This window comes from Acidobacteriota bacterium, assembly GCA_030774055.1.
In the GTDB taxonomy this organism is placed as follows: Bacteria; Acidobacteriota; Terriglobia; order Terriglobales; family Acidobacteriaceae; genus JACPNR01.
Genome location: JALYLW010000113.1, coordinates 1 through 10,083 on the forward strand (window position 1 = coordinate 1; position 10,083 = coordinate 10,083).

The 10,083-nt window shown below is 63.5% G+C and carries 12 protein-coding genes; 10 read left to right on the top strand and 2 right to left on the bottom strand.

The genetic code is table 11. The features are described 5' to 3' along the window. Positions 1-4: 4 nt before the first annotated feature. Complete coding sequence (locus M3P27_09170) at positions 5-469, bottom strand: response regulator (protein ID MDP9268477.1); 465 nt, start codon at positions 467-469, stop codon at positions 5-7. Between the two features lie 110 nt (positions 470-579). Between M3P27_09170 and mtaB the strand changes: the two genes are divergently transcribed. The 10 genes from mtaB (at position 580) to M3P27_09220 (ending at position 9,211) form a co-directional block, all read left to right on the top strand. After that, entirely contained in the window at positions 580-2,010 is a 1,431-nt protein-coding gene (gene mtaB / locus M3P27_09175) for a tRNA (N(6)-L-threonylcarbamoyladenosine(37)-C(2))-methylthiotransferase MtaB (protein ID MDP9268478.1), read from the top strand. Between the two features lie 96 nt (positions 2,011-2,106). Continuing rightward, positions 2,107-2,622: a translation initiation factor IF-3 gene (gene infC / locus M3P27_09180; GenBank protein MDP9268479.1), complete on the top strand. Its 516-nt coding sequence runs from the start codon at positions 2,107-2,109 to the stop codon at positions 2,620-2,622. A 41-nt stretch (positions 2,623-2,663) separates the two neighbouring features. Next, a complete protein-coding gene (gene rpmI, locus M3P27_09185) occupies positions 2,664-2,861 on the top strand; it encodes a 50S ribosomal protein L35 (GenBank protein ID MDP9268480.1) in 198 nt (65 codons plus the stop codon). A gap of 184 nt (positions 2,862-3,045) precedes the next feature. Beyond that, entirely contained in the window at positions 3,046-3,411 is a 366-nt protein-coding gene (gene rplT, locus M3P27_09190) for a 50S ribosomal protein L20 (protein MDP9268481.1), read from the top strand. Positions 3,412-3,494: 83 nt separating this feature from the next. Continuing rightward, the gene (pheS, locus tag M3P27_09195) at positions 3,495-4,616 is read left to right on the top strand and encodes a phenylalanine--tRNA ligase subunit alpha (protein MDP9268482.1); all 1,122 of its coding nucleotides are present in this window, start codon (positions 3,495-3,497) and stop codon (positions 4,614-4,616) included. After that, entirely contained in the window at positions 4,613-6,664 is a 2,052-nt protein-coding gene (gene pheT, locus M3P27_09200; protein MDP9268483.1) for a phenylalanine--tRNA ligase subunit beta, read from the top strand. The genes pheS and pheT overlap by 4 nt, the downstream gene beginning before the upstream one ends. Before the next feature lie 60 nt (positions 6,665-6,724). Next, complete coding sequence (locus M3P27_09205; protein MDP9268484.1) at positions 6,725-6,991, top strand: rhodanese-like domain-containing protein; 267 nt, start codon at positions 6,725-6,727, stop codon at positions 6,989-6,991. A gap of 180 nt (positions 6,992-7,171) precedes the next feature. Continuing rightward, a complete protein-coding gene (locus M3P27_09210; protein ID MDP9268485.1) occupies positions 7,172-8,341 on the top strand; it encodes an aminotransferase class I/II-fold pyridoxal phosphate-dependent enzyme in 1,170 nt (389 codons plus the stop codon). A gap of 92 nt (positions 8,342-8,433) precedes the next feature. Then, entirely contained in the window at positions 8,434-8,718 is a 285-nt protein-coding gene (locus M3P27_09215; GenBank protein MDP9268486.1) for a hypothetical protein, read from the top strand. A gap of 148 nt (positions 8,719-8,866) precedes the next feature. Beyond that, positions 8,867-9,211: a cell division protein ZapA gene (locus M3P27_09220; protein ID MDP9268487.1), complete on the top strand. Its 345-nt coding sequence runs from the start codon at positions 8,867-8,869 to the stop codon at positions 9,209-9,211. Between the two features lie 61 nt (positions 9,212-9,272). Here M3P27_09220 and M3P27_09225 read toward each other — a convergent pair. Next, positions 9,273-10,083, bottom strand: an 811-nt coding sequence (locus tag M3P27_09225) for an LTA synthase family protein (protein MDP9268488.1), incomplete at its 5' end; no start/stop codon positions are given.

The following is a 10,083-nucleotide window of genomic DNA, read 5'->3' on the forward strand; positions in this document are numbered from 1 at the left end:
GTGCTTAGATCGCGCGCTTGATCTCGATCGGCTTGCTCTTGCCGCCCTGGCTGACGCCGCGGCTCGCGGCCTTCGCCGCCGCCTTGGCGGCTTTTGCCTTGCTGTCGGCGTGCTGGATGAGCAGCACTTCGATCTGCCGCAGCAGATCTTGCGTGTTCAACGGCTTCACCAGTATGCTCTGCGCGCCTTCTTGCTTCCAATCGTTGCCCAGCGTCGGATAGGCGGTCAGGATGGCGGTGGCCGGCTTCGACTCCGCCTTCCTCGCGGCGCGCACCACGTCATAGCCCGCGTGCTCGCTCTCCATCTTCATGTCGGTGATGACCATGTCGTAGGCCGTGGCCTTGAGCTTCGCGATCCCTTCCTTGCCTGAAATGGCGGTCTCGACCTCGAAACCGTTGATCTCCAGGATCGCTTTCAACGTCAGCAGTATTGCCAGTTCGTCGTCCACGAGCAGGATGCGCCGTTTCATGTGACTTCGCTCCAGGGGGCGGTTGGGCTTACGAGACGGTTGAGTCGCAGCCAGCAGCTGTGCCGGTTGCAGAAGCACATTGCGAACGAACTGCTGGATATAATACGCCAGTGAGCAGCTACTGGGTGCAGAATTTCGGATGCCGTGCGACGCAGGCGGATGGCGCGGAGCTCGAGCGTCAATTCGCCTCGCGAGGCCTGGAAGGCGCTCGCAATGCCGCCCGCGCCGATGTAGTGGTGTTGAACACCTGCACCGTCACCGAGGCGGCCGACAAGGATGCGCGGGCTGCGATCCGGCGCGTCCATCGCGAGAATCCGGCGGCAATGATCGTGGTCACCGGCTGCTACGCGCAACGCGCGCCCGAAGAATTGGCGGCTATGCCCGGAGTCGCGACCGTGGTCGGGAACTCCCACAAGCATTGTCTCGCCGACCTGGTCGCACCGGCTGTGGGATTCGTTCCGTTGCGGACGCTTCTGAGTGGACGGCGGGTAGAGACGGGGTTTGCCCCGTCTCCGCCGGGTCAGATATTCGTCTCCGACATCTTTGCCCATACTGAATTGCTCGCCGCGCCGGTCTTCGAAAGGGACTTGCACGAGACTGGAGGAGCGCACGCCGAGCGCACGCGTCCCAACCTGAAGATCCAGGATGGCTGCGACAATCGCTGCTCGTTCTGCGTGATCCCCTACGTCCGGGGACAGAGCCGTTCGCTTCGCCCCGAGCGCGTGCTCGCCGAAGTGAATGCCCTGGTCGCCGCCGGCTATCGCGAGGCCGTGCTCTCGGGCATCAACCTCGGGCGCTGGGGCAGAGACTTCGAATGCAACGACCGCACCGGCGGCTTTGAAGGATTTGAGGAGATGTTGCGCGCCATCCTCGATAGGACCGGCATTGAAAAGATCCGCCTCAGCTCGATCGAGCCCATGGACTGGTCCGACGACCTCATCGCCCTGGTCGCCGGCTCGCCGCGCCTCGCCAAGCACGTGCATGCGCCGCTGCAATCCGGCTCCGACCGCGTGCTGCGCGCGATGCATCGCAAGTACCGGCCATGGCATTACGCCGACCGCATCCACCGGGCCAGGGCCGCGATGCCCGATGCTGCCATCGGCGCCGACGTGATGGTCGGCTTTCCCGGCGAGACGGACGAATCGTTCGAAGAGAGTCGCGCGTTCATCGCTTCGCTTCCCTTCACCTACCTGCACGTCTTCACTTACTCCGCGCGTCCGGGGACGCCGGCGGCCACGCTGCCCGCCCAGGTCGCCGAGCCGGTGAAGCACGAGCGCAATCGCGTGCTGCGCGAGTTGGCCGCGGAAAAGAACCGCTGCTTCCGCGAGTCGTTCATCGGACGCGAGGTCGAGGCCATCACGCTGATCGGCGGGAACAGATCCCGCGCCGACGAGGGCTACACCGAAGCCCTCACCGACAATTACGTGAAGTTGCGACTCGCCGGCTCGCATCCGCCGAACCGATGGATGAAGGTGCGCGTCGCCGCCCTCACTGACGACGGCTTGACCGGCGTTTCGAAGACCGGCTTCCCCGCGGCGTGATGTCTGGGCTGGCGCGGGCTGCATGCTATAATCTTCACGGTCTAACCCTAGCTTTTAAGCCTGTTTAAGCCCCTGCACGGAACTCCGGAGGATCGCATCGACAAGAAGTTTATCCGCACGAATGATCGCATCCGCGCGCGCGAGCTGCGCGTGATCGGTGCAGAAGGCGAACAGCTCGGCATCCTGACCCCCTTTGACGCGCTCAAGATCGCCCGGGAGCGCAACCTTGACCTCGTGGAAGTCTCGCCGACGGCGCAACCGCCGGTCTGCAAGATCATGGACTTCGGCAAGTATCTCTACGAGATGGACAAGAAGGAGAAGGCGGCCAAGAAACACCAGAAGGTCATCACCGTAAAGGAAGTGAAGTTCCGCATCAACGTGGACGAGCACGATTACCAGACCAAAAGAAACCACGTGCTGCGCTTCCTCGAGGGAGGCGACAAGGTCAAGGCCACCATCTTCTATCGCGGACGCGAGATGTCGCATCGCGAGCTGGGCCGCAAGATCCTCGATCGCCTGATGAAAGAGATCCAGGGCAAGGGCATCGTGGAGTTCATGCCGCGCATGGAAGGCAACACGCTGCACGCCATCCTCGCGCCGCCCAAGAAGTAAGCAGCACATCTGATTCGGGGCTTGGCCCCTTGAGGAACGCAATGCCGAAACTTAAATCACACTCCGGCGCAAAAAAGCGCTTTCGCAAGACCGGGACCGGCAAGGTGCGGCGCACCCACGCCTTCACGCGCCACATCCTGACTTCGAAGAATCGCAAGCGCAAGCGCCAGCTCGATATGCCCACCTTGGTCTCGAAGGCAGACGCCCCAAAGATCAAGCGCATGATCCCGTACTCATAGCGATCAGCTCTCAGCCCTCAGCTTTCAGCCGAGCCGGTCGTCGCTGAGTTGCAGGGCAGAGTGGTGGTTGGCTGAACGCTGACCGCTGAATGCTGAAAGCTCACAGCGAGTGAAGAGGCTTTCGAAGTCCCCACCCGGGCCTCCTGCCTCCAGCCGCGAAAACGCACCATAAAAGGAGAGCTCCATGCCTCGCGTAAAACGTGGTACGAAACGCCGCCAGAAGCGCAAGAAGATCCTCAATCGCGCCAGCGGATACTTCCTCACCAAGTCAAAACTCTATCGCCAGGCGAAAGAGTCGGTGGAACGCGGACTCAAGTTCGCGTACGCCGGCCGGCGCATGAAGAAGCGCCAGTATCGCTCGATCTGGATCGTGCGCATCGGCGCGGCTTGCCGCCAGTGTGGACTGAGCTACAGCCAGTTCATCAACGGGCTGAAGCGCTCGGGCGTGGAGCTGGATCGCAAGATCCTCGCCGACATCGCGGTGAAAGACATGGCCGGCTTCAAGGCGCTGTGCGAACAGTCGAAGGCCGCGCTGGCGAAGACGGCGTAGGCGGTCTTCGGTCATCAGTCATCAGTCTTCAGGTAGGATGGCGCGGGCGTATTCGTCCGCGCCTACTTCTATTCTGGGTGCTCATGTATCAGGTCCCCAAACTCGCCGACTACTCACCGCAGTCGCTGGATGCGGCTGTCCGCGACCTCCTAGCTGCGCTCGAGACCGAAGCCGCCGCGGTCGCAAGCGAAGCCGACCACAAAGCATTCCGCGATCGCTGGATGGCGCGCAAGAACGGCATCCTCGCTCAAATCAACGATCTGTGGCTGAAGGCCGCATCCGGTGAAGCCAAGCGCGAGGTCGGCCGGCGCGTCAACGAGCTGAACAAAGAAGTCGAAGAGCTGGTCGAATCGGCCCGCGCACGCGCCACCGGCTCGGCTTCCTCCGCGCGCATCGACGCCGAAAAACTCGACGTCACCCTCCCCGGCATCCGCCGCCCGCTGGGCGTCGAGCATCCCGTCATCCGCACCATGAACACCATCGTCCACGTCTTCCAGGCGATGGGATACTCCGTCGGCGAAGGTCCGGAGATCGAGACCGACTACTACAACTTTGAGGCGCTGAATTTTCCGCCCAACCATCCCGCGCGCGATACCCAGGACACCATCTTCATCGCGGGACAGGAGAAAAAACCGCAGCGTGACCGCCTGCTGCTGCGCACGCACACTTCGCCGGTGCAGATCCACACCATGGAGCGGCAGCCGCCGCCGGTGCGCATCGTCATCCCCGGCAAGGTCTACCGGCACGACACGCCGGACGCGACGCACTCGCCCGTCTTCCACCAGGTCGAAGGCCTGGTCGTCGACACCAACATCACCTTCCGCGACCTGAAGGGCACGCTCGACCACGCGATGAAAGCGCTCTTTGGTTCCGCCGCGAAGACGCGCTTCTTCCCGTCGTTCTTCCCTTTCACCGAACCGAGCGCGGACGTGGCGGTGACGTGCTTCAAGTGCGGCGGCAGAGGCCTGATCAACGGGACGCCCTGCCGTCTCTGCAAGATGAGTGGATGGATCGAGCTACTCGGCTCCGGCATGGTCGATCCCAACGTCTTTGAGTTTGTGAAGAAGAACGGATACGACCCGGCCAAGGTCTCCGGCTTCGCCTTCGGCATGGGCGTGGAGCGCATCGCGATGGCGATGTACGGCATCGACGACATCCAGTTGCTGTACTCGGGTGACGTGCGGTTCTTGGAGCAGTTCGCGTGAAAGTCCTCATCTCATGGCTGCGCGAGTTCGTCGACCTCAAGGCCGACGACCAGGCGCTTGCCCGCGACCTCACCATGGCCGGGATCTCGGTGGAGTCGGTGGAGAAGGTGGGCAACGACACCGTCTTCACCATGGAGATCACCACCAATCGTCCTGACGCGATGAACCACTACGGCGTCGCGCGCGAGGCGGCAGCCATCTACGACCGCGAGTTGAAACCCATCGTTGCGAAGCTGCCAAAGGCGAAAGGCAAAGCAGATTTCAGGATAGAGATTGAAGACAAGCAAGGCTGCGCGCGCTATACCTCGCGGATCCTCCGCGGGGTGAAGATCGGGCCATCGCCCAAGAGGATCGCTGAGCGGTTACAGAGAAACGACGCGCGCCCCATCAACTCCGCCGCCGACGCCACCAACTACAACCTGATCGAGATGGGACACCCCACCCACGCCTTCGATCTCGACACGCTCGAGGGCGGCAAGATCATCGTCCGGCACGCGCGCGCGGGCGAGAAGTTGAAGACGCTCGATGGCGTCGAACGCACGCTGACCACCGACGACCTCGTCATCGCCGACGCGAAGAAGCCCGTCGCGCTCGCCGGCGTGATGGGCGGCTTTGACACCATGATCACAAACTCGACGACGAACGTGCTCATCGAGGCGGCGTGGTTCGATCCGGCGACGGTGCGCGCGATGTCGCGCCGTCACGGCATGCACACCGACGCCTCGCACCGCTTCGAGCGCGGCGCCGACTGGGGCGCGACGTCATTGGCGTGCGCGCGCGTCGCGCAGCTGATCTTAGGTGTGAACGGCGGGGAAGGCTCGGGCGGCGAGCTCGAAGGCGGCGAGATTGACGCCGTCGCGCGCAAAATAAAACGTCCGACGCTGCGCCTGCGCGGGACCGAAGTCGAGCGCCACCTCGGCCAGAAGATCCCGGCGGCCCGCATCGCCGGCATCCTCAAGCGGCTCGGCTTCCAGCTCGGCGGCAGCGGCAAGCCCGCCTGGACGGTCATCGTCCCCACCTGGCGCCTCGACGTGGAGCGCGAGATCGACCTCATCGAAGAGATCGCGCGCATCTACGGCTACAACAATTTCTCGAATACGCTGCCCGGCTTCTCGGGCTCGGTCGTCGAGCTGCCCACCGCGGCGAAAGAAGAAAAGACGCGGCGCACGCTTCTCGCGCTCGGCTACCACGAGGCCATGACCTACTCGTTCCTATCACCCGCCGACGCGAAGGCGTTTTCCGGCGGGCAGGCCATCGAGTTGGCCAATCCGCTGAACGAGGAGCTTTCCGTGATGCGGACGTCGCTCGTTCCCGGCATGCTCGAGATGCTGGCGCACAACCTCAACCGCGACGTGAAAGACGTTCGCCTTTTCGAGGCCGGCCACATATTCGAAGCACTCGCCGGTGGCGTGAACGAAGTTCCCGCCATCTGCCTGGGCGCGACCGGCAACGCGGCGCCGGCGAACGTGCACGAGAAACCGCGCGCGTATTCGTTCTTCGACCTCAAAGGCGACCTTGAGGCGCTGCTCTCCGGCTTCGAGCACAAAGCTCTCTACTTCGACGCGCACGCGACGGACTACTACCATCCGGACCGCGCCGCGCGTGCGGTGATGGATGGCGAGACGGTCGCGCGCTTCGGCCAGCTCCATCTTCCTGCCGACGTCGCCGCGAAGCGCAAGTTGAAGCAAGAGGTCTACGTTGCGGAGATCTTCGCCGACCGCCTCTACAAGCGCGGCTTGCGCGAGCCCAAGTACACGCCGCTCTCGAAGTTCCCCGCGGTCGAGCGCGACTTCTCTTTCGTCATGCCCGACGGCGTAAGCTTCGAGCGCATCTGGGCCGCGGTGGACGCGCTGAAGCTCGCCGCGCTGCGCAGCTTCGAGCCTGCCGAGATCTTCCGTGGCGGCGCCGTGCCCGCGGGCAAGCAGTCACTGCTGTTGCGCGCGGTCTTCCAATCGGACGAGCGGACGCTGCGCGACGACGAGGTCGCGGGCTGGGCGCAGCGGATCGTGAAAGCGCTCGAAGCGCTGGGCGGAAATCTGCGCTCGTAAGCGGCGCCCTTCGGGTTTACCATGTGCGGACTTCTTTCTTGTGACCCGAGGAGGTACGCCATGGCTTTTACTCCCGACGAGGTTCGCGCCAACCGCGACTACTTCGCAGAAAAACTCAAGGCGGAAAAGCAGCGCAGCGACGTGCTGAAGGCGGTGGAGGGCAAGGCTCCCTTCGACTTCGTTCTTCTGGACACGCGCGGCGGCGAGGCCTTCGCCGCCGGCCACATCCCGGGTGCGTGGAGCGCGGGGCTCGAAGACCTGGAGCGCGCCGCCGGTCTTCTGCCGAAGGACAAAGCGATCGTGACCTATTGCTGGGGACACGACTGACAGCTCTCCGCCAAAGTGGCTCTGCAGTTGGCAGAGCGCGGGTTCTTCGTCCAAGAGATGAACATCGGCTGGAAAGAGTGGACGTACAATCGGCACCCTGTCCATGTCGGCAAAGCCGAGATCGATGGCGTCCGCTGCAGCTGCAGCAAGTAAGCGAACCGAGAAAGACCGAGGTGCACCGTGAACCTCTCGCGCCGGAACTTCCTTCGCGTTGGCGGCATCGGCCTGGGCGCCGCCGCCACTTCCGCGCTGCCCATGCCGATCGCTGCATTCGCGCAACGATGCGGCGAGCCGCCACGCACGCCGAAAACCGCCGGCGGACTCTCGTATCCCATCCTGCTCAACGGCAACGAGAACCCTTACGGACCGCTGCCCAAGGTGAAGGCCGCGATGCCGGAGACGCTGGCGCTCGCGAACCGCTATCCTGACTTCAAGTATGAAAAGCTGGTCGCGACCGTTGCCAAGACGCACAAGGTGAAGCCGGAGCAGGTGCACGTTTCCTGCGGCTCCACCGAGATCCTGAAGATGGCGGCGGACGAGTTCGCCGCGAACGGCGCGCGCCTGGTGGTGCCGCATCCCACCTTTGAAGCCATCGCGCACTACACCGAGGCCGAGCATGGCAGAGTGGTGCAGGTGCCGCTGCGTCCCGACTATAGTCACGATCTTCCCAATATGCTGAAGGCGATGGGCTCGGGGCCGGGGCTGTTCTACATCTGCAATCCGAATAATCCTACGGCCAGCCTCACGGCGCGCGCGGAGATCGAGGACTTCATCAAGAAGATCCCGCCCAACACCTACGTGCTGGTCGATGAGGCGTATCACCACTTCGCCGTCGGCGCTCCCGGATATCAGTCGTTCCTCGATCATCCGGTGGACGACGAGCGCGTCTTCGTGGCGCGCACCTTCTCCAAGGTCTATGGCATGGCGGGATTGCGTCTCGGCTACGCCGTCGGCGCCGTCCCCACCATCAAGCGGCTCGACACCGAAGAGCTCTACGACGACGTGAACTGCGTCGCGGCCCACTGCGGCGCGCTCGCCCTCGAAGATACCGCTGAGATGCTGCAGGCGGTCGAGCGCATCAACGGCGACCGCGCCGCCTTCCTCGCCGAATGTGACAAGCGCGGCATCAAGTACGTGCCCTCGTACGCGAACTTCGTCCTGCTCCATGTCGGCAGCCTTTCGCGCGAGGTGCGTGCCACGATGCACGCGCAGGGCATCCTGGTGGGGCGGCCATTCGCGCTGTTGAACCCCTGGCTGCGCATCTCGCTCGGCCTGCCGGAAGAGATGCGCGCTTTCTGGACGGCATGGGACGGGATGAAAGATTGTCTCGGCGACGTGACCAAGAGTTAGTTCGAGTGACGCGCTGTGACGCGCGTTGTGCAAAATCTCTTTGACAGGTGCGTTATACTGCGCTCGCGACACCGGAGAATGACGAGGGGAACATGAGTGTGAAGGCCCAGCGCGAGCTCGACGATGAAGTCAGCGCCGACGATTTTCAGGCGCTCGAGCAAAAAGTATTCCAGACGGTGGAGATGCTGAAGGCTGCGCGCGCCGCGCAGCAGGCCGCCGAGCGCGACGCCCGCCGCCTGCGCGAGCAGGTGGGCAATCGCGGCGATGAGTTTCAGAGTCTGCGCGAAGAAGTGATCGCGCTCCGCAAGGAGCGCGAAGAAGTCCGCGGCCGGGTCGAAAAGCTGCTCAAGCACATCGACCAGATCACCGCCGAGTAAACATCCGTTTCCGGTGAACGTCTGTTATCTTCTGGTTTTCGACCAGTTTTGACCGGTTGCTCCGACAACCTGCTCATAAGTTTTTCTTCCCAGAATTGCCATTCCAGTACATAATCAGCTTGGCGAATACCCGCGACACAAAAACTAGATGCCGACTCCAACCCAGGAGAGCCCGGTGACGACGAAGCCGAACGGTAACGGCAGCAGCGTCCGCGTGGAGATCTTCGACCAAGCCTACAACCTTCGCGGTACCGATCCCGACCACATCTTCAAGCTCGCGGAATACGTGGATTCGAAGATGCGCTCCGTGGCCGAGCAGACCTCTACGGTCGACTCGATGCGGCTGGCCGTGCTCGCTGCGCTGAACATCGCCGACGAGTACCAGGTGCTGAAGCGCAAGTACGAAGCCATTGCCGGCGAGTACAACGCCCGCGCCCATCAGTTGAGCGATATGCTCAACGATGCCATCGAGGAAGGCCGCCGGGTCAGCTGAGCTACTGAGGACGCCCACCGCCATCCGGGCGGGCAATCCGCCCGGCGCGTTCTTCTATGTCCTATTTCTTGTAGACGCTGTACGGGCTGTCGCCGATGGTCTTGTGCGCGTCGAGCCACGCCGCTGCGCCGGCGGCGTCCTGCACTTCTCCGCGGAAGATGGCGAGCACCAGGTCGTGCGTGAGCACGGTATTGAATTGCGGCGCGTAGCTTCTCGCATGCGCGTCCTTCGTCTGCAGGTCGGGGAAGCGCACCAGGAACGGGATGCGATGGTCGAGCGGCGCGAGCGCGCGATCATCGTCCGGCGCCCAGCCAAAGTGCGTGCTCCAGAACTCGGAGCGCCACCAGTGGTCGGCGGAGGCGATCACCACGGAATCCTTCCACACGCCAGAGCGCTCCATCGCCGCTCGTAGCTCGCCCAGCGTGCGGTCGGCGAGGGCGAGGTTGTCGAGATATCCGTGCGTCTCCGCGGTCGAGAACCGCCCGGTCTTGCGGTCGTAGATGCCGTGCGGATGCGGCACCGGCAGATGCAGCACCACCAGGCTGAGCGCGGGATCGGCCGCATCCTGGATGCCAAGCGGCACCAGCTCCTGATAATCATGCAGCTCCTCCGTACGCTCGCGCTCGCCGGCGCTGATGAAACCGGGAAGGTGGCGCAGCTCCCAGGTGACGGTTGGGATATCGAGCAGCTCGTCGAGCATGCTCGTGGGGATGGACGCATCCCGCCGGATCTCGCCGAGCAGGATGCCGCCATCCTGCCAGTGGCAGCGCGTGAGGCTCGCCGCGATGCCACTGATGCGGCAGTAAGGATGGAACCATCCCGTGAGCGCGGCGTTCGCTCCCCCCGCGCGCGATTCGGAAAAGATATTGGGC